Source organism: Streptomyces rapamycinicus NRRL 5491 (genome assembly GCF_024298965.1).
GTDB classification, from domain to species: Bacteria; Actinomycetota; Actinomycetes; order Streptomycetales; family Streptomycetaceae; genus Streptomyces; species Streptomyces rapamycinicus.
On the sequence record NZ_CP085193.1, the window covers coordinates 10193632 to 10216551 of the forward strand.

At 71.4% G+C, this 22920-nt stretch carries 18 protein-coding genes and 3 pseudogenes; 10 read left to right on the forward strand and 11 right to left on the reverse strand.

Going from position 1 to position 22920, the window contains the following annotated elements; all coding sequences use genetic code 11:
• Positions 1 to 128 precede the first annotated feature (128 nt).
• Together LIV37_RS42200 and LIV37_RS42205 are read right to left on the reverse strand one after the other, a co-directional pair.
• Positions 129 to 1426: pseudogene (locus LIV37_RS42200) on the reverse strand (MFS transporter).
• A 104-nt stretch (positions 1427 to 1530) separates the two neighbouring features.
• Positions 1531 to 2319, reverse strand: coding sequence for a DeoR/GlpR family DNA-binding transcription regulator (locus LIV37_RS42205; RefSeq protein ID WP_020873189.1), 789 nt, complete (start codon positions 2317 to 2319; stop codon positions 1531 to 1533).
• Between the two features lie 178 nt (positions 2320 to 2497).
• Here LIV37_RS42205 and LIV37_RS42210 point away from each other — a divergent pair, with 178 nt between their 5' ends.
• The 7 genes and pseudogenes from LIV37_RS42210 to LIV37_RS42240 all read left to right on the forward strand — a co-directional run bounded on the left by LIV37_RS42210 (position 2498) and on the right by LIV37_RS42240 (position 9748).
• A complete protein-coding gene (locus LIV37_RS42210; protein ID WP_020873190.1) occupies positions 2498 to 3166 on the forward strand; it encodes an HAD family hydrolase in 669 nt (222 codons plus the stop codon).
• A 5-nt stretch (positions 3167 to 3171) separates the two neighbouring features.
• Positions 3172 to 4242 (forward strand): 2-hydroxyacid dehydrogenase, encoded by a 1071-nt coding sequence (locus LIV37_RS42215; RefSeq protein WP_020873191.1) that lies wholly within the window; start codon positions 3172 to 3174, stop codon positions 4240 to 4242.
• On the forward strand, positions 4239 to 5699 hold the full coding sequence (locus tag LIV37_RS42220; RefSeq protein WP_020873192.1) for an FGGY-family carbohydrate kinase: 1461 nt from the start codon (positions 4239 to 4241) through the stop codon (positions 5697 to 5699). Before LIV37_RS42215 ends, LIV37_RS42220 begins: the two co-directional genes overlap by 4 nt.
• Positions 5696 to 7440, forward strand: a pseudogene (locus tag LIV37_RS42225) (dihydroxyacetone kinase family protein). The gene LIV37_RS42220 and the pseudogene LIV37_RS42225 overlap by 4 nt, the downstream one beginning before the upstream one ends.
• Entirely contained in the window at positions 7437 to 7901 is a 465-nt protein-coding gene (locus LIV37_RS42230; RefSeq protein WP_020873194.1) for a ribose-5-phosphate isomerase, read from the forward strand. Before LIV37_RS42225 ends, LIV37_RS42230 begins: the two are co-directional and overlap by 4 nt.
• A 70-nt stretch (positions 7902 to 7971) precedes the next feature.
• Positions 7972 to 8757: a DNA alkylation repair protein gene (locus tag LIV37_RS42235; protein ID WP_243146055.1), complete on the forward strand. Its 786-nt coding sequence runs from the start codon at positions 7972 to 7974 to the stop codon at positions 8755 to 8757.
• 4 nt (positions 8758 to 8761) lie between these two features.
• Positions 8762 to 9748 (forward strand): BtrH N-terminal domain-containing protein, encoded by a 987-nt coding sequence (locus LIV37_RS42240; RefSeq protein WP_020873196.1) that lies wholly within the window; start codon positions 8762 to 8764, stop codon positions 9746 to 9748.
• Here LIV37_RS42240 and LIV37_RS42245 read toward each other — a convergent pair.
• The 3 genes from LIV37_RS42245 to LIV37_RS42255 form a co-directional block, all read right to left on the reverse strand.
• A complete protein-coding gene (locus LIV37_RS42245) occupies positions 9745 to 10578 on the reverse strand; it encodes a class I SAM-dependent methyltransferase (protein WP_167525772.1) in 834 nt (277 codons plus the stop codon). The two genes, LIV37_RS42240 and LIV37_RS42245, sit on opposite strands and share 4 nt — an antisense overlap.
• A 129-nt stretch (positions 10579 to 10707) precedes the next feature.
• Positions 10708 to 11697: a glycoside hydrolase family 64 protein gene (locus tag LIV37_RS42250; protein ID WP_020873198.1), complete on the reverse strand. Its 990-nt coding sequence runs from the start codon at positions 11695 to 11697 to the stop codon at positions 10708 to 10710.
• Between the two features lie 130 nt (positions 11698 to 11827).
• Positions 11828 to 12745: an alpha/beta hydrolase gene (locus LIV37_RS42255; RefSeq protein ID WP_020873199.1), complete on the reverse strand. Its 918-nt coding sequence runs from the start codon at positions 12743 to 12745 to the stop codon at positions 11828 to 11830.
• Between the two features lie 194 nt (positions 12746 to 12939).
• Here LIV37_RS42255 and LIV37_RS42260 point away from each other — a divergent pair, with 194 nt between their 5' ends.
• On the forward strand, positions 12940 to 13809 hold the full coding sequence (locus LIV37_RS42260; protein ID WP_020873200.1) for a helix-turn-helix domain-containing protein: 870 nt from the start codon (positions 12940 to 12942) through the stop codon (positions 13807 to 13809).
• A 10-nt stretch (positions 13810 to 13819) separates the two neighbouring features.
• Here the strand turns inward: LIV37_RS42260 and LIV37_RS42265 are convergent, their stop codons facing one another.
• Complete coding sequence (locus LIV37_RS42265; RefSeq protein WP_121823851.1) at positions 13820 to 14383, reverse strand: TetR/AcrR family transcriptional regulator; 564 nt, start codon at positions 14381 to 14383, stop codon at positions 13820 to 13822.
• A gap of 119 nt (positions 14384 to 14502) precedes the next feature.
• Between LIV37_RS42265 and LIV37_RS42270 the strand changes: the two genes are divergently transcribed.
• Positions 14503 to 15276 (forward strand): oxidoreductase, encoded by a 774-nt coding sequence (locus LIV37_RS42270; RefSeq protein ID WP_020873202.1) that lies wholly within the window; start codon positions 14503 to 14505, stop codon positions 15274 to 15276.
• 68 nt (positions 15277 to 15344) lie between these two features.
• On the opposite strand, the gene LIV37_RS42275 is transcribed toward LIV37_RS42270, so the two are convergent.
• From LIV37_RS42275 to LIV37_RS42285, 3 genes are read right to left on the reverse strand one after another with little or no spacing between them, the layout of a single operon-like run.
• On the reverse strand, positions 15345 to 16973 hold the full coding sequence (locus LIV37_RS42275) for a vWA domain-containing protein (protein ID WP_020873203.1): 1629 nt from the start codon (positions 16971 to 16973) through the stop codon (positions 15345 to 15347).
• A complete protein-coding gene (locus LIV37_RS42280) occupies positions 16970 to 18196 on the reverse strand; it encodes an AAA family ATPase (RefSeq protein WP_121824959.1) in 1227 nt (408 codons plus the stop codon). Before LIV37_RS42280 ends, LIV37_RS42275 begins: the two co-directional genes overlap by 4 nt.
• A gap of 9 nt (positions 18197 to 18205) precedes the next feature.
• On the reverse strand, positions 18206 to 18832 hold the full coding sequence (locus tag LIV37_RS42285; RefSeq protein ID WP_020873205.1) for a TetR/AcrR family transcriptional regulator: 627 nt from the start codon (positions 18830 to 18832) through the stop codon (positions 18206 to 18208).
• Positions 18833 to 18903: 71 nt separating this feature from the next.
• Here LIV37_RS42285 and LIV37_RS42290 point away from each other — a divergent pair, with 71 nt between their 5' ends.
• Positions 18904 to 20559: an FAD-dependent monooxygenase gene (locus tag LIV37_RS42290; RefSeq protein ID WP_020873206.1), complete on the forward strand. Its 1656-nt coding sequence runs from the start codon at positions 18904 to 18906 to the stop codon at positions 20557 to 20559.
• A gap of 15 nt (positions 20560 to 20574) precedes the next feature.
• Here LIV37_RS42290 and LIV37_RS42295 read toward each other — a convergent pair whose 3' ends face one another.
• Positions 20575 to 21570 (reverse strand): aldo/keto reductase, encoded by a 996-nt coding sequence (locus LIV37_RS42295; protein ID WP_121823850.1) that lies wholly within the window; start codon positions 21568 to 21570, stop codon positions 20575 to 20577.
• Positions 21571 to 21654: 84 nt separating this feature from the next.
• Positions 21655 to 22671 (reverse strand): annotated as a pseudogene (locus LIV37_RS42300) (chitinase); the annotation flags it as partial.
• Positions 22672 to 22920: the final 249 nt, after the last annotated feature.

Sequence of the window (22920 nt, forward strand, 5' to 3'; positions counted from 1 at the left end):
CCTCGTCGAGTCGCACGATCAGCGTATCCGAGCCGGTGCCGCGGACACCGCCGAAATCCGGCGGAGGCACTGCGCCGGCAGCCCGACCTCATGGTCGGCCTGCCGGCGCGGGGCCCGCCTACCGAACCTCAGGCGGACGTGGCGGGCGAGGAGGTGGTCGAGGCGGTGTCGGTGCGGGGCTTCTGGCCGCCGTCCGCCGGGCTCGGGGCCGACGGTTCGCCGTCGCGTTCCTCGGGGAGCTTGAGCGTCAGTGTCAGGACGAGCGCGACCAGGTAGAGCGCGAGGAAGATCAGTGTGACTCCGCCGGCGCCGACGAGGGGGAGGAAGAGGCTGGCGACGGCCGGGCCGACGAAGGCCGCGCCGCCCGCGCCCAGGTTGAGCAGGGCCATCGAGCCGCCCTTGTTCTCGGGCGCCATCGACGGGATGAGGGCCGAGATGGGGACGAATCCCGCGAGGGTCGCGCCGTAGAACATGCCCGCGAGCACCGCGACCCAGTAGTAGTCCGGGCCGAGCCAGGTCGGTACGAAGTACAGCGTCGTGACGCTGATCGCACAGCCCAGCGCGCCGAAGCCCGCGATGGTCGTGCGCCAGCCGATGCGGTCGGAGAGGACGCCGAAGATGAGGTTGAAGAAGATGTTCGTGCCGTAGATGATCGCCAGCAGCTGGAGCCACTTGTCCTCGCCGAAGCCGACGTCGTCGGAGAAGATCCGCGGCAGGTACACCAGCATGCCGAACTCCGGGGCCGTGTTGATGATCCGGACCAGGCAGCCCACCAGCACCCGGGGATGGGTCCAGACGATGGAGACGGAGTTGAGCAGGCTCTCGCCGGTGGTGACCTCCGGGGTGCCATCCGGTCGCCGCCGGGCCTCCGCCGGGCGCCGACCAGGGCGATGGCGCCGCCGATGAGGATGAGGACGAGCGCCGACCACAGCGTGCCGAGGCGGCCGAACGAGGGGATCGTCAGGCTCGACCACAGCGAACCGAGGGTGGGCAGGCCGCCCGTGAAGGCGAAGTAGAACCAGCCCACCGCGGTGCCCAGCCGGGCCTTCGGCGCCGTGTTGGTGATCCATACGAGGAAGCCGAACGCGAAGAGCGGATAGCCGAAGCCCCGGATGCCGTAGAAGATCAGCATCATCGGGTAGTTCTCGGTGCCCAGCGCGAAGAGCAGGTACGCGGCGTCGAAGACGGCCCAGATCGCCAGGCCCGTCCACATCACCCGGCGGGGCCCCCACACCTGGCAGAGCGCGCCGGAGAACCACGACGCCAGCATGACGGCGATGCCGTAGACGGTGATGACGTACCCGGCCCGTACGTCCGTGGCGGCACCGTGATCGGCCATGTACGGAGCGATGAAGCCGGATTCGACGCCGTCGCCGATCATGAACAGGAGTACGCCCAGATAGCCCAGGATCAAGGGTTTCGGCATCGGTTCCTCCACTCTGCGGGGATGACGGAGTACGACCGCAGATACTCAAGCGCGCCGAGAGAAATATCAAGAGGTCTGGTAAGAATAACGAGAATCGATGGTAACTACTCGGTCTCGACGACTCTCACATCCGTCAGCTCCCGCATCTCCCGGAGCAGCTCCCCGTCCACCGGGCCGGTCAGCAGAACATGGTCGAAGGAGTCCACGCTCTCCAGCCGGTGCAGTGCGCGACGGCCCACCTTGCTGTGGTCCATGAGCAGCACGCTCGTCGCGCCCGCCTGCCGGGTCGCCCGCTTGATGCTGACGATCTCCTGCTCCTGGTGGAAGGTCATGCCCGCGGTGATCCCGGAGGTGGAGAGCACGCTCAGATCGACGGAGACGCCGCTGATCATGTCCATCGCCGGCAGGCCGATCCAGGAGTCATGGGTGCGCGAGTACTCGCCGCCCACGCAGATCAGCCGGATGCCCTCGGCGCTCCTCAGCTCCTCGGTGATCAGGCGGTAATTGGTCACCACGGTCAGCGGTCCCACCTCGGGCAACAGCCGTGCCAGGGCCAGCGCCGAGGTCGAGTCGTCCAGCATCACCGACATCCCCGGGGTCACGAACCGCAGGGCGGCGCGGGCCAGCGCCCGCTTCTCGTCGGTGTGCGCGTGCAGCCGGAAGTCCGAACTGGACTCGAAGACCATCGAGGGCTGTGCGGAGACGCCACCGTGGTACTTGCGCAGGATGCCGCGGTCCGCCAGGTCGGCGATGTCCCGGTGGACCGTCATCAGGCTGACGCCGGTCAGCTCGACCAGTTCGGACACGGTGGCGTCCCCCTGGGCCAGAACGTGGTCGACGATCAGTTGCTGCCGCTGTTGCCGCGCACCGCGCGACGACGGGGGAGTAGTCATGCCCTACATCCTGCCGTGTTTATTTCTCACATAAAACCCGTGACAACTCACGCTGTGACTGTTAATTTCGCTGTGACGGACACCGCCGGGTGCCACCACCTGGCGGACACCGCCGGGCGCACGGGCAACCCCGTGCCCCGCCAGCCAGACATCATCAGCCGGGAGATCAGGGGTACGCATGGCCGACGCAGTGGTCTTCGACATGGACGGCGTGCTCGTCGAGAGCGAGCATCTGTGGGAGGAGCTGTGGGCCGCCTACGCCGCCGCACGCGGCCGTAACTGGGGCCCGGAGCAGACGCGCGACGTCCAGGGGATGAGCGCCCCCGAGTGGGCCGCCTACCTCACCCGGTTCTGCGGGGCGGGTGACGCCGCCACCGACACCGAGCAGGCCGTCGTCGACGGCATGGTCCAGGCCCTGGCCGACGGCCGCATCGGCCTGCTGCCCGGGGCCCGTGAAATGATCACCGGCACCGCCGAGCTCGCCCCCGTGGCGCTCGCCTCCTCAGCGCCGCGCCGGGTCATCGACGCCGTCCTCGTCCACCACGGCGTCGACCACCACTTCAAGGCGACCGTCTCCAGCGCCGAGGTGGAGCGCGGAAAGCCGAGCCCGGACGTCTATCTGGCCGCCGCGCGCGCCCTCGGCGTGGCCCCGGAGCGCTGTCTGGCGGTGGAGGACTCCAGCAACGGGCTGCGCGCCGCCGCGGCCGCCGGGATGACCGTCGTGGCCATTCCCAATCCGCAGTACCCACCCGCCGAGGACGCCCTGGCCGCCGCCGCCTACCGTTCTTCGGACCACCATGCCGTACGTGACTTCCTGCTCAGCAGGCTCGAGACCCGAGGGGAGTGACCGACATGACCACGGTCCTGGTAGCCGGCGACGACTTCATCGCGCCCGGCCTCTTCTCCGCCGCCCTGAGCGAGAGCCTGCCCTCCGCCGGGCTGAGCTTCCGCACGCTGCGCACCCGCTGGCCGAACGAGCCCTTCGGGCCGGTCGGGGCGGACGGGCAGGGGAACGGCGGGGTCAAGGAGGCCAGCGGCACCGAGGAGCAGGTGCTCGAGGCGCTCGGTGACGCGAGTGTCGCCCTCACCCAGATGGCGCCCTTCACGGCCCGGGTCATCGGCGAATCACCCGGGCTGAGGTTCATCGGCGTGGCCCGCGGCGGCCCGGTCAACGTGGACCTGGCCGCCGCCACCGCCGCCGGGATCCCCGTCACCTTCACACCGGGCCGCAACGCCGCCGCGGCCGCCGAATTCGCCGTCGGCCTGATCCTCGCCGCCATGCGCCGCATCACCCACGCCGACGCGGCCCTCAAGGAGGGCACCTGGCGTGGCGACTACTACGCCTACGAGAACGCGGGTCTAGAGCTCGACGGCGCCACCGTCGGCCTCGTCGGGTACGGGGCCATCGGCTCGATCGTGGCCCGCGTGCTGCGCGCCTTCGGCGCCCACGTCGTCGTCTCCGACCCGTACGCCGACCAGGCGCGGGCACACGCCGACGGCGTCGAGCTCACCGCCCTGGAGGACCTGCTGCGGCGCAGCTCGGTGGTGAGCCTGCACGCCCGGGTCACCCCCGAGACCCGGCATCTGCTGAACGCCGACAACCTCGCGCTGCTGCCCGAGGGCGCCGTCCTCGTCAACTCGGCCCGCGGTGAGCTACTCGACTACGCGCCGCTGCCCGGACTGCTGGAGTCCGGCCGGCTCGGCGCGCTCGCCCTCGACGTCTACGACATCGAGCCGCCCCCGGCCGACTGGCCACTGCACAAGGCCCCCAACGTCATCACCACACCCCACCTGGCGGGCGCCACCCGGCAGACCGCCGACCGGGCCGCCCTGAGCACCGCCGGTGAGGCCGCCCGCTTCCTGCGCGGCGAACCGCTGCGGCACGTGGCCAATCCGGAGGTGCTGACCGGGAGCCGGCCATGATCGTCGGAGTCGACATCGGCACCTCGGTCACCAAGGCCCAGCTGATCTCCCGCGACGGCCGGACCACCCCCGCGCACGAGGCCCGCAGCACCGTCTACACCCTGCCCGGACACCGCGTCGAGCAGGACCTGGACGAGGTCGTGGGCACCGTGGAGACCGTCGTACGGGCGGCGCTCGCCGACGCCGCGCAGCTGGGCGAAGAACCGGTCGAGGCCCTCGCCCTCACCGGGCAGGGCGACGGCCTGTGGCTGCGCGACGCCTCGGGCGCCCCGGTCGGCCGCGCGCTGTCCTGGATGGACGGCCGGGCCTCGGACCGGCTCGACCGGTGGACCGCCGACGGCACCCTGCGCGCCCTGCACCGGCGCACCGGCGTCGGCCTCTTCCCCGGCTCCGCGGCACCCCTGCTGGCGCATCTGGCCGAGCACGAGCCGGAGCGGCTGGCGGCGGCCGAGGTCGCCGGGTACTGCGTGGACGCCGTCGTACAGCGGCTGACCGGCGCCGTGACCGTCGACGTCTCCGACGCCTCGCAGCCGTTCCTCGACGTGGCCACCCGTACGTACGACGAGACCGCGCTCGAACTGTGCGGGCTGTCCGCGTACCGACGGCTGCTGCCGGATCCGGCGCCGTCCGGCACCCTGCACCGGCTGCTGCCCGACGCCGCGAGACGCCTGGGCCTGCCCGCGGGGCTGCCGGTCTCCGCCGGCCCGTTCGACATCCCGGCCTGCGCCTTCGGCTCCGGGGTCGCCGAACCGGGCGAGGGCAACCTGATCATTGGCACCACCCTCGCCGCCCAGGTCCTGGACACCGAGCCGCGCCCGGCCCTCGCCGAGGACCCGGCCGGGATGGTGCTGGCCACCCCGTACGAGGGCCGGTTCCTGCGGGTCATGCCCGCCATGATCGGCACCGCGGGGCTGGACTGGCTGCTGAAGCTGCTCGATGTGAAGATCGAGGCGCTGGACGCGCTGCTCGTCCAGTCCCCGCCCGGCGCAGCGGGCGTCACCGCGCTGCCGTTCCTGTCCACCAGCGGCGAGCGCGCGCCCTTCGTCGACCCGCGGGCCCGCGGCCGGTTCGACGGCCTCTCCCCGCTGGCCGGCCGCGCCGACCTGGTACGGGCGCTGTGCGAGGCGGTCGCCTACTCGGCCCGGCACTGCATGGAAACCCTCGGCGTCACCAGCACCGTCACCGCCTGCGGCGGTGGCGCGCGCTCCGGCGAGTGGGCACGGATCTTCGCCGGTGTCCTGGGCGGCGACCTGGAGGTCTGTGACGACGCCGTGGGCATCCGCGGCGCGGCCCATGTCGCCTGGCGCTCCCTGGGCACGCCGGTCGACCCCGGCGCCTGGCGCGCCCGCCTCCGTACCGTCACCGCCGAGCGCGGGCTGATCGACCACTACGCCGAGGGCTACGCCGCCTACCGCCAGGCCCTCGACACCGCACGCGAAGGCTGGAGCACACGATGACCAGGCTCTTCAACGACCCCGCCCGGTTCACCGACGACATGATCACGGGCTTCGCCGCCGCCCACCCCGGGCACGTACGGGCCGTGCCCGGCGGTGTGGTGCGCGCCCGCCCCGCCCGCGCGGGCAAGGTGGCCGTGCTCACCGGCGGCGGCTCCGGCCACTACCCCGCCTTCTGCGGTGTCGTCGGCCCCGGATTCGCCGACGGCTCGGTCATCGGCGATGTCTTCACCTCCCCGTCGGCCGCCCGCGCCCGCTCGGTCGCCGAGGCGGCGGAGGCGGGCGGCGGTGTCCTCTTCCTCTTCGGCAACTACGCGGGGGACGTGATGAACTTCCGGCTGGCGGCACGGCAGTTGGAGGGCGACGGAATCGCCGCCCGCTGCTTCGCCGTCACCGACGACATCGCCTCCGCCCCCGCCGACCAGACGGCGCGGCGGCGTGGCATCGCGGGTGGCTTCGTCGTCTTCAAGACCGCGTCGGCGGCGGCCGAGGAAGGTGGATCGCTGGACGAGGTCGTCCGCGTCGCCGAGCACACCAACGCCCGTACCCGCACGCTCGGAGTGGCCTTCGACGGCTGCACCCTGCCGGGCGCCGACGCACCCCTCTTCACCGTTCCCGAGGGCCGCTTGGGCCTCGGCCTCGGCATCCACGGCGAACCGGGGGTCAGCGAGGACGCCCTGGGCACCGCGGAGGACCTGGCCCGCGCCCTGGTGACGGGGCTGCTCGCGGACCGGCCCGCCGACACGGGTGGTGACGGGCGGGTCGCGGTCGTCCTCAACGGTCTCGGGGCCACGAAGTACGAGGAGTTGTACGTGCTGTGGGGCGCCGTGGCCCGCCAACTGGACGAGGCGGGGCTCACGCCCGTACGCCCCGAGGTCGGCGAACTCGTCACCAGTCTCGACATGGCCGGCTGCTCGCTGACCCTGAGCTGGCTGGACGAGGAACTGGAACGGCTGTGGCTCGCCCCGGCCGACACCCCGGCCTTCTGCCGTACGGCACCGCCGGAACCCCGCTGGACGACGCCGCCGTACGGCCCGCCGCGGCCCCGCGCCGCCCGGAGCGGTCCGCCGCCACGGCGTCCGGCGCGGCGGTCGAGGTCGCCGAGCTGGCCGTCCACGCACTGCGCGCCGCCCGCGACGTACTGCACCGGGACGCGGAGGAGCTGGGCCGGCTGGACGCGGTGGCGGGCGACGGCGATCACGGCCGTGGCATGTGCAAGGGCGTCGACGCGGCACTCGCGGCCGCCGAGAAGGCGCACACCGACCGGCTCGCCCCGGCGGCGGTGCTGGCCGCCGCCGGTGATGCCTGGGCGGCGGAGGCCGGGGGCACCTCGGGGGCGCTGTGGGGGGTGGGGCTGCGCGCCATCGGCGCCGCGCTGCCCGCCGACCGGGCGCCGGAGCGCGCGGAGTTGGCGTCCGCCGCCGCGGAAGCGCTCACCGCCGTCACCTCGCTCGGCGGGGCCGAAGTGGGCGACAAGACCCTGGTCGACGCCCTCGCACCGTTCGCCACCGCCTTCGCGACGGGGCTGCGGACCGGAGCCCCGGTGTCCGAGGCGTACGCGTCCGCCGTGGCCGAAGCCCGTACGGCCGCCGAGAACACCGCCGGGCTGCGGCCCCGCCTGGGCCGCGCCCGCCCCCTCGCCGACCGCAGCGTGGGCACCCCCGACCCCGGAGCGACCTCACTCGCCGCGGTGCTGACCGCGGTGGCCACTCTCCGCGCGACGACAGAAAGCGATCCCGTATGACCACCGCGCATGCCTTCCGGATCGTCGTCGGCTGCGACGACGCCGGTTACGACTACAAGGAAGCCCTCAAGCAGGATCTGCTGGACGACCCCCGGGTCGCCGAGGTCATCGACGTCGGCGTGGGCAGCGACGAGCACACCGCCTATCCGCATGTCGCGGTGGAAGCGGCCCGCCGGGTGGCCGAAGGCACCGCCGACCGCGCCCTGTTGGTGTGCGGCACCGGCCTCGGCGTGGCCATCAGCGCCAACAAGGTGCCCGGCATCCGCGCGGTCACCGCCCACGACACCTACTCCGTGCGCCGCTCGGTCCTCAGCAACAACGCCCAGGTGCTCTGCTTCGGCCAGCGCGTCATCGGCCTGGAACTCGCCCGCGCGCTCACCGACGACTGGCTCGCGCAGAGCTTCGACGAGACCTCCCCGTCGGCGGAGAAGGTCGCCGCCATCCGGAGCTACGAGGGCTGACCGCCGCTGGGCCGGGCGACCGGCGCGAGACGGCCCGTGACCGGGATTCGGTCTCCCGCACACTGGGACCATGTCAATGGACGTGGCGGCGGCGGCCGACGAACTCCTGGGGTCCCTCGCGGCGAGGGCCGACGCGGACTTCGCGGTCACGATGCAGCGCTACTTTCCGCGGAGGATCCGCGCGCTCGGGGTGAGCAACGCCTCCGCCGTGGAAATCGCGAACGACTACTTCCGCGAGCGGCCGGACGTCGCCGCGGCGACGAGACTGGCCCTCGCGGAAGAAGTCCTGTCGCGCGCCTCCCACCACGAGGAGGTCCTGCTGGGATTCGCGGTCCTGCACAAGGTCGCGCGGGCCGGGCTGGGCCCCGGACTGCTCGACCGCTGTGAGCACTGGCTCGGATCGTATGTGTCGAACTGGGCGCAGTGCGACGACCTGTGCCTGAAGTTGCTGTACCCGTTCTTCCGCGGACACCTCGATCAGATCCCGCGGACACGGGCCTGGGCCGAATCCCGGTCCGGCTGGGCGAGGCGCGCCGCGAACGTGGCCGTCGTGAAGTTCGTCCGGCGCAAGGTGGGGCGGTCGGTGTTCGAACTGCCGCTGTCCCACGTCTTCGACAACTGCACCCGGCTGATGCACGACGACGACCCGTATGTGCAGAAGGGCTGTGGGTGGCTGCTCAAGGTCACCGCCGAGGTTCATCCGGACGAGGTGGCCGAGTTCCTGCGCACCTGGCATACCGAGATGAGCCGCGGCACATTCCGGTATGCCGTCGAGAAGATGGACAAGGAGATGCGGGCTTCCCTGATGGCGCTGCGGCGGCCGGGCTACGATGTGCCGGATGGAGGGGAGAAGTGATCACGTGTCACTCATCGACGCGCGGCCGTTCGTCGGTAAGCATTGCGAATCGACCACGCTCGTCAACCTTCTGCGGCAGCGCGGTATCGACCTGTCGGAGCCGCTTGTCTTCGGTCTCGGCAGTGGCCTGTCATTCGGCTACTGGCACACAAAGAAGATGCCGACGCCATTCATCGGGGGCCGGATCAGACCCGACCGGTTGACTGCCAATATCGCCAATTCGCTGGGTCTGCGGTTGACCGTCCGGGAGACGTCTTCGCTGAAGCGGGCCCGCGAGCAGCTGGTCGCCGAGCTGGACTCGGGGACTGTCGTCGGCCTCAAGCTGGACCGCTTCCACCTCGACTACTCCACCGACCGCTACCGGTTCGCGGCCCACTACGTCGCCTGTATCGGGCATGAGGACGACAGGTTCGCCCTGGTCGAGACCAGGCCACTGGGGCTCCAGTGGGCCTCGGGCGATGCCCTGGCACGCGCGCGCGGCGCGCGCGGCCCGATGAGCTCACGGAACCTCTCGTTCACCATCGATCGTCCCGAGGGCTCGCTCCCCGATCTGGGTGACATCGCCCGGCAATCGATCCGGGCGACGGCCGAAGACTTCCTGAACCCCCCGATCTCCAACTTCGGATTCCGGGGCATGCGCAAGGCCGCCGATCTCATGCCGGGTTGGACGGACAACCTCGAATCCCCCGAAGAAGCTCTCATCGAGATTTCGACGATCATGGAAGACGGGGGAACCGGCGGGGGCCTCTTCCGCATGATGTGGGCCGACTTCCTCGCCGAGGCCGCCGAGCTCACGGGCGTCCCCGAGTTCCGTGAACTTTCGGACGCGTACCGCGTGGTGTCGAGGAAATGGACCGATGTGGCGGAACTCCTGCGCGAAGCGGGCACCGCCTCGTCTCGTGGCCCCGTCGACCATGCGGCAAAGCTGGTGCGCGAACTCGCGGAGGAGGAGCGCCAGCTGATGCGTCGGCTCATGGAGCACTCTCGCTAACGCCGGCCGGTCCGCTGTCCGATCCGGAGGACGGTCAGATAGCGGCGTGACGCCCGGTCATCCATCCGGGTACGGATCCGCTCGGCGATGGCGTCGAGCAGGGGCTCGCGGACATCGCGGCCGAGTCTCCGGTAGAGCGACGTCGAGCGAAGGTGATCGGCGAAGCCTGCCCCGTCGAACCACTGAACGGTCGGGTACCAGCGAACGATCGTCGGGCCGAACAGGCCGCCGGGGCCGTCGACCAGCCCCCAGCCCTCGTCGGTGCCGCGTACGTCGTCCTCGAGCGGCGGATGGCCCCAGCCAGGGTTGCCGGGGGAGAACCGCTCGTGGAGATCGGCGGTCTCGGCGTACACCTCCGGCTCTCCCGGCCTGCGGACAACGACGTTGCCGAGCAGCGCCAGCCGGCCTCCGGGGCGGAGCACATCGTGCGCTCGCCGCCAGCCGATCGACGGGTCGACCCAGTGCCAGGAGGACGCGGCCACGAGGACGTCGAAGCGTGCACCGCGGTCGTCCCACTCCTCAAACGCCGATGTCTCGACTTCGACGTCGGGGAAGGCGGCGAGCCGCCGGCGCGCGAGTGCGGCCATGTCCCGGCCCGGCTCGATGGCGGTCACCGAGCATCCGAGCGCTGCCAGCGAGCGCGTCGCCTGCCCGGTACCGCACCCCACCTCCAGCACCGACGACCTCTCGTCCATGCCGGTGATGGCGACGAGGTCCGCGAACAGCTCGTCGGGGTACCCCGGCCGGACCCGGTCGTAGACCTCCGCCACCTCGTTGAACACCCGACCGAGGTCACGTCGGTTCGCGTGCTTCTCCGGATCACCAGTCACGACCGCGCAAGCTATGCGGCTCGTCCATGGGAACGCCACTGGTTAAGCCGGCGGTGCCCGCCGGCGGGGTGGCCGACGGGCACCGGGTGTGGCGGGCGCCGGGCGGGTGGGGTGGGACGGGTCAGCGGATCACCAGCCGACGGCCACCTCGAGCCACTGCGGGTCGTTGTGGGAGACGAAGGAGGACTGGCCCGCGAAGTCGTCGTACGGGAAGCCGTAGGCGAGCTTGTCGATGGCGTGGTCGTGCCAGAACTTGGCGTAGTAGTTCGCCGGTGCGTCCTTGTAGTACTGGGCCGGATCCGACCACTGGTCCTCGGGCAGTTGCGCCACGTGCCGGTTCAGCGCCGAGCACTTCCCCGCCTCGTTGGCCAGCACGCCGGCGCAGCCGAAGACGTCGGACGTGGGCGCGTCGATGCCGACCGTCTTGGCGTAACCGCTCATGTAGTCCGCGTACTTGCCGCCCTCCCGGAAGTCGGGCACGCTGCCCGGCGCGAGGATCCGGTACGGCTTCTCGACCTCGGTCAGCGATGCGAACTCGGCCGGCATGGCGTCGGCGAACTTCTTCCAGGTGGCGTCCCGGTCCTCCTGGAACGTCTCGTAGTCCTCGCCGACCTGTGCGTCGAAGCCGTCGTGGGCGTGCAGCCGCATCGCCAGCTTCAGCGCGAACGCGTCGACGCGGGTGGTGTTGCCGTTGAAGACGTCGTCCCCGACGGTGAACTCGATGAAGTCGGAGTACTTGCTGTCGGGCGAACCGAGGTGGAAGTACATCCGGCCCGCGGAGTTCGCCGGCATGTCGAGCGTGGGCTGTTCGGCGATCGAGTGTGTTTCGTTGTTGAACGTCCAGAAGACCTGGTCGTCCGGGTACTTTCCGTTCGTCCGGTTGAGGATCTTGACGGTGAGGACGTTCTTCGCGGGCGGGATGGTGCTCGTGTCGCCCCAGAAGTCGTCCGGCGGCTGGCCTTCGGCGCGGGCGCCGTAGTGGCCGTTGCCGGCGTCGGTGTCGGCGGCGGCCGACGGCATGGCGCCGAGGGAGCAGAACGTGGCGAGTGCCAGCGTGGCCGCGGCGGCGAGGCGGGCGGGGCCTCGGCGCCGGAGCGGCGGCAGTGCGGTGGGGGGCATGGTTCTCTCCTGATGTGGGGGCCATAGGTGAGAGCGCTCTCACGAAGAGTTGTCGGGTTTCATGTCCTTGTCAAGGAGTTGGTCTTCAAGAAGTGAAGTGGCCCTTGATCGCGCACGCGGTGGTGAGTGGTCAGCCGGTCAGATACGTGCCGAAGAAGGCGGTGAGTTCGGCCACGGCGAGGGTGACGTATTCATCCCTGTCGTACAGGTCGATGTGGCTGGCGCCCTCGATGATGACCAGTTGCTTGGGCTCGGCCGCCTTCTCGATCGCTTCCCTGCTGAAGTACGCGGTCTCCGCCTCCGAACCGGCGATCATCAGCAGGGGGCGGGGCGAGATGAGCCGGATCATCGCGTACGAGTCGTACTGGGCGATCAGGTCGATGCTGCGCAGCACCCATCCCTGGTTCGCGCGGGGGTGGTAGCCGCGCGGGGTGCGGTAGAACTCGTACGTCTCCCGGAACTGCCGGGTGGCGGTCTCCAGCAGTTCCTCGGCGTTCTCTGGAATCCACGCCTCCATCCGCGGGGCCGCGCCGCGCGCTTCCGCGGTGCGCAGCGCGCCGGCCTGGTCGAGCATGGCCTGGAGGACCGCCGGGTCCTGGGTGCGGCCCAGCCCCTCCCGGAACACCGACCCGAGGTCCCCGGCGCTGACCGTGGCGACGCCCTTGATGCGGTGGTCGGTCTGCGCGGCGTAGGGAACGTAACCGCCGGACGCGCAGATGCCCAGGGCCCCGATGCGGTCCGGGTCGATGTCGTCGCGGGTGGTCAGATAGGTCACGGCGGACTTGATGTCCTCGGCTCGCTGGAAGGGGTTCTCCAGACCTCGCGGCTCGCCCTCGCTCTCGCCCTGGTGGGCGGCGTCGAAGACGAGCGCGGCGAACCCGGCGGCGGCCAGCCGCTCGGCGTAGATGCTCGGACTCTGCTCCTTCACACCGCCGCCCGGATGGGAGATGACAACGGCCGGCAACCGGCCGCCGGTGTGGTCGTCGGGGGTGCGGAGAATCCCGGCGATGGCGAGATGGCCGCTGGGGAAGGTGACGTTGGTCTGCACGGTTCTGCGGCTCCTGGATGCGGGTGAGTGAGTGGGTGAGTGGATGAGTGGGGCGGCCCGTCCGCCGGTCACGGCACCGACACTCGCATCCGGTGCGGAGGCCGGTAAGGGGCGATTTGTGTCCCCGGACAGCGCTGTCCTGGGACAGGCCAGGCCCCCTGTCACGGGCCTCGTTGTTTGTCAGACTTGTGGCCATGAGCGGCAGCGACGCGCACCACGGCGAACTCGGCGCCTTCCTCAAGGCGCGGCGCAGGGAGCTGAGCCCGGCCCAGGTCGGGCTGCCCGATTCGGCGGGCAGGCGCAGGGTCAAGGGGCTGCGCCGGGAGGAAGTGGCCTTGCTGGCGTCGATCAGCCCCGACTACTACACGCGCCTGGAGCAGGGCCGCCGCCAGGCTTCCGAACCGGTGCTGGACACCCTCGCGCGCGTTCTCCGGCTCGACGACGGCGAGCGTGCCTACATGTTCGAACTGTCCGGCCGGGACGCCGCCCGGCCCCGTCGGCGCACCACACAGAAGGTCCACCCGCAGCTGCGGCGGCTGCTGGACGACCTCGCCACCACACCGGCCGTCGTCCTGGGCCGGCGCACGGACATCCTCGCCTGGAACCCCATGGCCGCCGCCCTGTTCACCGACTTCGCGCGGATCCCGGTGGAGAAGCGCAACTTCGTACGGCTGGTCTTCCGCGAACCGGCCATCAGGGCGCTGTACCCGGACTGGGACTGGGTGGCGCAGACCAGCCTGGCGCAGCTGCGCATGGAGGCCGCCCGGGACCCGAACGACCCGCGGCTGGCCAAACTGGTCGGCGAGCTGTCACTTCAGGACCCCGACTTCCGGCGGTGGTGGGGCGCCCATCGCGTCGCCGTCCAGGGCACGGGCACGAAAGTCCTGCACCATCCGGTCGTCGGTGAGCTCACCCTCGACTGGTCCTTCCTCACCTGCGCCGACGACCCCGACCAGCAGCTGATCACGCTGACCGCCGAGCCCGGCACACCCAGCCACGACCGGCTGCGCATCCTCGCTTCATGGGCCGCGCGATCGGCCGGCGACCCCGTGGCGGACCACTGACACCCGGTTCTCAGCGGCCGCCGCGCAGCCCGTCGTAGAGGATCGTGGTGATGCGTACCGCGTCGTCCTCCCACCCCTTGGCGCGCATTCCGCAGATGCCGCCGAGGGCGCGCAGCAGGACGCGTCCGCTGACGCCGTCGCGGATGGCACCGGCGGCGACCCCCGCGGTGAGCAGCTCATCGAGGGCATGAGCCATCTCGGCGCGCGCGTCGTCGAAGATCGGGGAGTCCGTCGCCATGATGCTCTCCAGCGCCTCGGCCATGCCCTTGCCCACGGCCGAGTGCTCCACGAGCAGCAGCAGGAAGTGGCGCAGGGCCTCGTCCGGGGCGTGGTGCGCGAGCAGCCGGGCGGGGGCCGCGCAGAGTTCGGAGACCTCCTGGCGGTACACCTCCTCGACGAGCGCTTCGCGCGTCTCGAAGTGGCGGTAGAGCGTACCGACCGCCACCCCGGCTCGCCGGGCGATCTCCTCCACATGGGCGTCGGCGTCGCCGGTGAGGAATGCCTCCCGCGCGGCGGTCAGGAGCGCTTCGCGGTTACGGCGGGCATCGGCGCGCAACGGGCGTGATGACGGCAACGGTCCTCCGTGAGGTGAGCCCATAAGGTGAGTCCGGCTCCGTTTGTGTGTACAGTCTCCGGAGTCGGTTTCCGGAGTCCGGTTCATCTTACTGAAGACCTTTCCGAAGGAGCACACGCATGACGATCGTGGATGAGGGGCTCAGCGGCCTGCGGGTGCTGGTCACCGGTGGCAGCCGTGGACTGGGAGAGGCGACGGCCCGTCGCTTCGCCGCGGCCGGCGCGACCGTGCTGACGGCCTCGCGCACCGCGCCCCCGGAGGACATGCCGGCCACCTTCCTCCCCGTGGACCTGCGGTCCGAGGAGGAGGTGGCGGACCTCGGCCGGCGGGTGCTGGACAGCGTCGGAGGCATCGACGTCCTGGTCAACAACGCGGGGGCCGCGACCGCCCCGACGCCGACCCTGGAGCGTTCCGACGCGTCCTGGCTCGCCGACCTGGAGATGAACCTGCTCAGCGCCGTGCGGACCGACCGGGCCCTGGTTCCCGGGATGGTCGAGCGCGGCTCCGGCGTCGTGGTGCACGTCTCCTCGATCGCGAGCCGGCTCCCACAGCCCGCCGAGGCGTCGTACGCCGCGGCGAAGGCGGCACTCAACGCGTACAGCCGCGAGCTGGCGACGGAGGTGGGACCGCATGGCGTCCGCGTGGTGTGCGTGCTGCCCGGCTTCGTCGCCACGGAGGGAGCGGTCGGCCATCTCCAGCGGATGGCCGACGGTCAAGGGATCTCCTTCGACGAGGTGAAGCAGCGGATCGTGGACCACCTGAAGGTGCCGATGGGTCGTCCCGGCGAACCCGAGGACGTGGCGGAGATGATCGCGTTCCTCGCCTCCGACCGCGGCAAGTGGCTCACCGGGGCCGAGTTCCGGGTCGACGGCGGCATCATCCCGGTGGTCTGAGCGGCGACTGCACCCATACGGAACGCGGAGAAACAGCCGCCGGCCCGGCGAACCGCCGGTGGGCGCGGTCAGATCACGCGGAAGAGGTCGGCGGCCGCCTGGACGTCGGTGAGGTCCTCGATGGAGCGGAGGTTGTCGCACAGGGCCTCCAGGACCGAGCCGGTCTCGGCGGCGCGCGGGGCTCCGATGGCCACGCCGAAGACCCGGAAGCCCAACCGGTGTTTGGCGTCGTTCCAGCCGCGCATCCACTCCTCGGTGACACCGCATTCGTCGTCGGTGATCATCACGATGTCGCCGCGTGTGCGGGCGGCGTCGTCGAACTCCTCCGCCAGCAGTCCGGCGGCCGCCGTCAGCGGTGCCTGGTAGCTGGTGCCGCCGCCGAGGAAGGTCTCCGCGAAGTCGAGGACCGGGTCGATACCGGCGGGGCGCGGCCCGTCGGCGGGGAAGCGGAAGACCTGGATCTTGTCGGCGGCTGAGAACAGGATGCCGACGAAGTCACGCCGCGCGTGGCGGGCCTGGTCCAGCAGGGCCAGGGCGCACGCCTTGGACCACGCCTCCCGGGTGACGCCGCCGGGCCCCGCCGCGTACATGGAGTGCGAGGTGTCCACGCACGCGATGATGGCGCCCTGGCCGGTGGTCCGCTCTCCCCGGGCGTCGTAGAGCATCAGCTCTCCGGCCGCGTAGCGCGCGGCGAACACGGCGCGCAGCTCGGGCAGGCCGAGGCCCGCCAGCTCGGAGGGGATCACACGGGAGAGGTCGTTCCCGAGCGTGACGCCGACCAGCTCCCCGGTGGTGTTCTCCATCTTGCGGGCGCGCTCACCATCGGCCATCTGCCGGAAGCGGCCGATCAGTTCGGCCCACTGGGCGAGGCGGCCGGTGCGCAGCCGCTCGGCGAGCCGGGCGCGCGCGTCGAACGGCATCCGCTCCAGCTCGCCTGGGGCCACGCCCCATGCCCGCATCAGCGCGGCCTCCTCCCGTACGGCCTCCCCGGCCTTGCCCGCCGCGTTCCGCGCGGCGGCGCGGACGCCGGGGGCCGCCGCCGCGAGGGCCCGCGTGGTGTGCTGGGCGGCTCGCCGCGCCGCGGCCTCCGCGGCCTCGGCGGCGTCGATCGCCCGGCGTACGGCGTCGGCGGCCGGAGCCGGCACGGTGCCGTCCTCGTCGGCCTCTTCGGTGGCCCGCTCGAGCGCCTCGTCCACGGCGGCCGCCGCGCCGTCGGCGTCCTGCTGGGCCCGGCTCGCCCGCCCGGCCCGCTCCTGGGTCTCCCGGGAGCGCTCCAGCATCCCGCGCACCGCGGCGGCCTGGGCGAGCACGGCCATGGCGGCGGCGTACGGGTCGCCGGCCGTCTCCCGGCGCAGCTCGGCGAACTCCGGTGATTCCACCAGCGCGGTGATGACCTGGTGGTTGACCAGCCGGGAGGGGTCCATCCCGGCGCGCTCGCGCAACCGCGGCCTGACCTTGTAGGCGGCCAGGAACACGTCGGTCAGGAGGTCGGTGGCGTGGTCGTGGCGCTCGTTGAGCTCCTCGGCCACCTCGCGCAGTCCGGCCGACTGCTCGTACGTGTCGCGCCAGGTGATCCGGTCGAACCGGTCCGCGACCACGGCCGCGGTGTGCCGTACGGGAGGGGCGGCGGACCGGCCCAGCCACGCTCCGGCCCGGCTCGCCAGTTCGTCCAGCGCGGGCTCGGCGCGCTTGCTCACAGCTGGGCCTGCACCATGCTCGCGTCCACGCCGAGCGCCTCGGTGAGCACCCGGGCGCGGACGGCGCGCTGACGGCCGGTGACCCGGTCGATGGCGGCGGTGGAGCGACCGGCGCGTGCCGCGTCCTCGCGCAGCTTCTCCAGCCGTTTCCCCGCCATGGCGAGCTTGTTGTGGGCCTGCCTGATGACCCACTCGCTCAGCGCCTCGCGGGACTGCCCGGCCATGGCGTCGAGCTGGGCCTCCAGCTCATCGAGGGCGTCGGCCAGATCGAGCGCCTCCTTGGCGTCGGGGTTGACCAGGTGCAGCACCTCGCGCTCGACGGCCGGGCGTTCGGCGGGGGAGTCCCACAGCACATGCGTCAGCACCGACAGGTCGGTCTCGGCGACCGCCGGGCGGCCGTCGAGGTACGCGGACGCCTGGAGCAGGCCCACCGCCTGCCGCCAGCGGCGGTCGGAGGCGATGAGTTCCTTGCGGCGCAGGGCGGCCCGCAGCGTGCACACCGCGTCCACGATCCCGTCGGGGACGTCCACGGCCGGGACGGCCTCGGCCACGGCGTGCCGCAACGCGGCCAGCCCGACCGTGGCCCGTGGCGGTGCCGCCGGGCGGCTGACGGCCGAGCGGACCAGCGCGGCGAAGTTCGAGGGGTCTTCCAGGTAGCCGACCTCGATCCGCACCAGCAGCCGGTCGTAGATCGCGGCCGTGTCCTCTCCGACGGGCAGTTCATTGCTCGCCGTGATGGCCCCGATCAGCGGGCAGCGGATCGGCTCGCCGCCGTTCTCGGGGTGGTAGATCCGCTCGTTGAGGTAGCCCAGCGTCTCGTTGAGCGCGGCCGTGGAGCACTTGAAGATCTCGTCGATGAAGGCGATGTGCGCGGTCGTGGCGCGGCCGTCGTAGACCTGGCGGTACTCGCCCCGGGCCAGCGCGGCCACGTCGATGGGGCCGAACATCCGCGTGGGCGCGGTGAACTTCGACAGCAGGATCTCCCAGTACGCCGCGCCGTCGACCCTGCCCGTGAGCTCCCGGGCCATCTCGGACTTCGCCGTCCCGGGCGGGCCGAGCACTAAGGAGTGCTGCCCGGCCAGCAGGGCCACCACCAGCGTTCGCACCACGTCGGCGCGCTCGTAGAAGCGGTCCGACAGCTCGTCGGTGATCGCCCGCAGCCTCTTGGCGGTGTCCTGCGCGTCAGGGGTGTCGAGTGCGTCCGGGGTGTCCTGTGCGTCCATGTCCGACATTCAACTCCCAGCCCGTGACGCGCTGTTCAGCCCGCCCGCCAGCGCGTCGAAGGCGAACGCCAGACGACGTCGATGCGCGGCCCCGACCTCGCCGATGTCCTCTCCGGCGAGGCGCCGCTTCACCGTGTCGACGGCGACCGTGCGGTACGCGGCGACGAGCAGGGCCGCGGTCAGCGCGCTGTCGCCGGAGAAGCCGGGGTCGGCGTCGAGCTCCGCCGCGAGTGTCTCCTCCATCTCGGACGCGAAGAGGCGTAGTCGTGCGATCAGCGCGGGAGACGCCATCACGGTGCGCAGGAACGGCTCGACTCCCTCGCCGAGCCCGGACAGCACATGGCGTTCCGCGGCCAGTGCGAGGGCGGCTCGGCGCATGGCTTCGACGGGGTCCAGGTCATCCGCGCGCTCGCGGAGCACGGTCCGCACGCTGTCGAGGGCCGCCGGAAAGCGGTCGAACAGGAGGTCTTCTTTGCGGTCGAAGTGTGCGAAGACGGTCACCTTCGACACTCCGGCGGCCGCGGCGACCTCGTTGATGGTCACGTCGTCGAACCCGCGCTCCAGGAACAGCTGGGTTGCGGCGGAGGCGATGCGAGCCCGGGTCTGCGCTCCGCCACGGTCCCCTCGATTCGGCATGTGACAACGCTAGCCCTTCCCGTTACCTTTACCAAGTAAGCTTACTGAGTAAGGATAATAAGGGGCGTGTCATGCGGCGCAGCGATGTGATCGTCGTCGGAGCCGGGCCCACGGGCCTCTTCCTCGCCGGTGAACTGGCACTCCAGGGCGTACGGGTGCTGGTCCTGGAGCGGCTCCGGGAGTCCGATCCGACGATCAAGGCCGGGTCGATCAACGTCGCCAGCGCGGAAATCCTCGACCGGCGGGGGCTGTTGCCGGTCGCGGAGGGCGTGCAGCGGCGGCTGCTGGCGTCCGTCGGTGCCTTCGCCGGCCACGGCCCGAGGAACGCCCTCGTGAACCAGCTGGACCCGGATGCGCGGGGCGCGCGCCGCTTCCCGGTCGCCGGGCATTTCGCGGGCATGCTGTTCCGCGATGAGCTGGTCGATCAGGGCGACCCGGTGCTGGCCGCGCACACCGCGGCGTCGGGCGGCGTCCTCGTGCCGCAGTACGATCTCGAGTTGCTGCTCGGGGAGCACTGCGCCCGGCTCGGCGTGGAGGTGCGCAGAGGCGTCGAGGTGCGCGGTGTGCGTGGTGCGGGTGTGCGTGGTGAGGGTGGTACGCGACACGCGGAAGCGGACCTCACCGATGACGCCGATGTCGTGGTGGAGACCAGCGCGGGCGAGATGACGGCCGGGTGGGTCGTCGCGGCCGACGGCGGCCGCGGCGCGATCCGCGGGCAACTGGGCATCGGCTTCACCGGCACCGATCCGCAGCTGGTGGGGTACCAGGCGGTCGCCGACTTCGACGACCCCGGCGAGCTGAGCCGCGGCTGGACGTGGACACCCCGCGGCATCTACGCCTACGGCCCCATCCCCGGGCGCATTCTCGTCGCTCGCTTCGGCCCGCGGCCGCGGGATCGCGACGCCCCCGTCACGCTCGACGAACTCCAGACGGTCATACGCGATGTCACCGGCGTCGATGTGACGCTCAAGGGCCTGCGCGGCCGTGCGACCCGCTGGTCCGACAACGCCCGGCAGGCCCAGTCCTACCGGCACGGCCGGGTGCTGCTCGCGGGTGATGCCGCGCATGTGCACGCGCCGTTCAGCGGCCAGGGGCTCAACCTCGGCCTCGGCGACGCGGTCAACCTCGGCTGGAAGCTCGCCGCGACCGTGCGGGGGCACGCCCCGGCCGGGCTGCTCGACACCTACGAGAGCGAACGCCACCCGATCGCGGCGTGGGTGCTCGACTGGACGCGGGCGCAGGTCGCCCTGATACGCGGCGACGAACACACCGCGCGGCTGCGCGAGGTCGTCGGCGGGGAACTGTTCACCGTGCCGGGCGTGATGAACCGTGTGGTCGCGCTGACGTCCGGCATCACACAGCGCTATGACGTGGCTGACGGGGCGACGGCGCCGGTCGGCTCGATCGCCGGGGACGTCGCGCTGTCCTCCGGCGGCCGGCTCGCCGACCACGCCCACGACGGCCGTTTCGTTCTCGTCGACCGTTCACCCGACGGGCGCTTCGCCGAGGCCGTGCGCCCGATGGAGCACCGGATCGGGTACGTGGCGGACCCCGCCTCCGCCACGTCGCCACCCAGCCTGCTCGTACGTCCCGACGGTGTCATCGTCTGGGCCGACTCGCGCGACACCGCCACGTCCGACACCGCCACACCTGACACCGCCACGTCCGACGGCGGCGTCCTCAAGGAGCTCGACGCCGCGATTCAGCGGTGGGTCGGCACACGCTGAGCGTGCCGCCGCCGCTCACCGCCCCAGAATCCGGTCGACCTCGGCCAGCTGCCCGGCCGTGAGCGGCCCCTTCGCGATCGCGCCCGCGTTCTCCTCGGCCTGGGCGACCGTACGGAAACCGGGGATCGGGATCGTCCGCGGGCTGCGGGCCCAGATCCAGGCGAGGGCGCCCTGCGCGAGGGTACGGCCGCCGCTGGTGAGGATGGACCGCAGGGCGTCGACCCGCCGGAGCCAGGCCGGGTCCGCGCCCGCGTTCGCGATGAACCCCGGCAGCCAGGCGGGCGGTGCGTTGCGGATGTCCCCGTCGTCCAGGGCCCGCCCGGCGGTGTGCCTGCCGGCGAGCAGCCCCATGGCGAGGGGGCTGCGGTTGACGCTGGCGAGGTCCGACTCCGCGCAGAGTGCCAGGAGTTCGGGGGCGTCCTGGAGGATGTTCAGACGGTGCTGGACGGCCGCGCAGTGCGGGCCCTCGGCGAAGACGGCGGCCCGGTCGGGGTCATCGGTGCTCCACGCGTACGCGCGGATCAGTCCCTCACGTACCAACTCCTCGCAGGCGTCGCGGAGTCGGGCGGCGCGTTCGGGGTCCGCGTCGGAGATGTGGAGCTGGTACAGGTCGACGTGGTCCGTGTCGAGGCGTCGCAGCGAGGCGGTCAGGGCGCGGCGTACATGCTCCGGCGAGTCGTCCTGTCCCTCGCGGATCCGGGTCCGCTCGTCGAAGACATTGCCCCATTTCGTGGCGACGACGACATCGCCGCGGTGCTTGCCGAGGGCGCGGCCGAGCACGCGTTCGCTGTGGCCGGTGCCGTACGCGTCGGCGGTGTCGAAGAAGGTGACGCCGAGGTCGAGTGCGCGCCGGATCGCGCGCACCGATTCGTCATCGTCGACCTTGCCCCAGCCCAGGGGCTGCCCGTCGGTGGACTGCCACTCACCGCCGATGGCCCAGCAGCCGAAGCCGAGGGGGCTCACTTCGATGCCGCTGCGGCCCAGCGTTCTGTTGTGCGCCATGGTCTCCATGCCGGTGAACGGTAGGAGTTGAAGCGCACACGAAGGCAAGCCCCGGTCATGGACGCCACCGGCGCCCATGACCGGGGCGATGGCTCAACGGCCGTAGTAGCTGTCGAAGTTCTGCGAGAACTCGCCGCCGTTGAAGCCGTCCCAGTTGATCGACCAGGCCATCAGCCCGCGGAGGGCGGGCCAGCTGCCGTGCGGCTCGTAGCCGCCGCAGTCGCTCTTCTTCGTCAGGCAGTTGAGGGCCTTGGTCACATCACCGGGGGTGGTGTGGCCGTTGCCCGCGTTGGGACTCGCGGGCAGGCCGATCGCCACCTGGGACGGGTCCAGCGGGGGGAAGACGTTGTCGGTCTTGCCCGCGACGGGGAAGCCGGTGAGCAGCATGTCGGTCATCGCGATGTGGAAGTCGGCGCTGCCCATGTTGTGGAACTGGTTGTCGAGCCCCATGATCGGTCCGGAGTTGTAGTCCTGGACGTGCAGCAGGGTGAGATCGTCCCGCAGTGCGTGGATGACCGGCAGATACGCTCCGGAGCGTGGGTCCTGGCCGCCGGAGGCGCCCGAGCCGTAGAACTGGTAGCCGAGCTGTACGAAGAAGGTTTCCGGAGCCATGGTGAGGACGAAGTCGGATCCGTACTTCGCCTTGAGCGACTTCACGGCCGCGATGAGATTGACGATCGCGGGGGTCTTCGGGTTCTTGAAGTCGGTGTCGCCGTCGTCCAGCGACAGCGAGTGGCCCTCGAAGTCGATGTCGAGGCCGTCCAGTCCGTACTTGTCGATGATCGCCCCGACCGATTCGACGAACTTGTCGCGGGCGGCGGTGGTGGTGAGCTGCACCTGGCCGTTCTGCCCGCCGATGGATATCAGCACCTTCTTGCCCGCGGCCTGCTTGGCCTTGATGGCGGCCTTGAACTCGTCCTCCGACTCGACGTTCGGGCATTCGCTCTGGGGGCAGAGGCTGAAGCGGATGTCGCCGGAGGTGGTGGAGGTGGGTTCGCCGAAGGCCAGGTCGATGACGTCCCAGCTGTCGGGGACATCGGCCATCCGGGTGTATCCGGAGCCGTTGGCGAAGCTCGAGTGCAGATAGCCCACGAGCGCGTGGTCGGGGAGTGCCGCCTTCGTGGTGGCGGAAGCGGAAGTGGTACCCGCGTCGGAGGCGGTGCCCGCGTCGGCGGTCGTCGTCGAGACCGTGGCGAGCAGCCCGGCCGCGGCGACGGAGGCGCACACGCCGGTCAGGACCCTCTTGCTCAAGGGGAAACGGAGGCTCATGGGGGCCGCTCCTTGGTGTGGGGGGAAGGCGGAGCTGAAGTGGGGTGGGGGGATGGACGGGAGGCATGGGGGAGGTTGCGCGCCCATGAG

Excerpts from the sequence above, each read along its gene's own strand:
- LIV37_RS42220 (WP_020873192.1), top strand. The coding sequence starts at position 4,239 with ATGATCGTCGGAGTCGACATCGGCACCTCGGTCACCAAGGCCCAGCTG.
- LIV37_RS42260 (WP_020873200.1), top strand. The coding sequence starts at position 12,940 with ATGAGCGGCAGCGACGCGCACCACGGCGAACTCGGCGCCTTCCTCAAG.
- LIV37_RS42290 (WP_020873206.1), top strand. The coding sequence starts at position 18,904 with ATGCGGCGCAGCGATGTGATCGTCGTCGGAGCCGGGCCCACGGGCCTC.
- LIV37_RS42210 (WP_020873190.1), top strand. The coding sequence starts at position 2,498 with ATGGCCGACGCAGTGGTCTTCGACATGGACGGCGTGCTCGTCGAGAGC.
- LIV37_RS42215 (WP_020873191.1), top strand. The coding sequence starts at position 3,172 with ATGACCACGGTCCTGGTAGCCGGCGACGACTTCATCGCGCCCGGCCTC.
- LIV37_RS42205 (WP_020873189.1), bottom strand. The coding sequence starts at position 2,319 with ATGACTACTCCCCCGTCGTCGCGCGGTGCGCGGCAACAGCGGCAGCAA.
- LIV37_RS42250 (WP_020873198.1), bottom strand. The coding sequence starts at position 11,697 with ATGCCCCCCACCGCACTGCCGCCGCTCCGGCGCCGAGGCCCCGCCCGC.
- LIV37_RS42235 (WP_243146055.1), top strand. The coding sequence starts at position 7,972 with ATGTCAATGGACGTGGCGGCGGCGGCCGACGAACTCCTGGGGTCCCTC.
- LIV37_RS42230 (WP_020873194.1), top strand. The coding sequence starts at position 7,437 with ATGACCACCGCGCATGCCTTCCGGATCGTCGTCGGCTGCGACGACGCC.
- LIV37_RS42280 (WP_121824959.1), bottom strand. The coding sequence starts at position 18,196 with ATGGACGCACAGGACACCCCGGACGCACTCGACACCCCTGACGCGCAG.
- LIV37_RS42285 (WP_020873205.1), bottom strand. The coding sequence starts at position 18,832 with ATGCCGAATCGAGGGGACCGTGGCGGAGCGCAGACCCGGGCTCGCATC.
- LIV37_RS42295 (WP_121823850.1), bottom strand. The coding sequence starts at position 21,570 with ATGGAGACCATGGCGCACAACAGAACGCTGGGCCGCAGCGGCATCGAA.
- LIV37_RS42270 (WP_020873202.1), top strand. The coding sequence starts at position 14,503 with ATGACGATCGTGGATGAGGGGCTCAGCGGCCTGCGGGTGCTGGTCACC.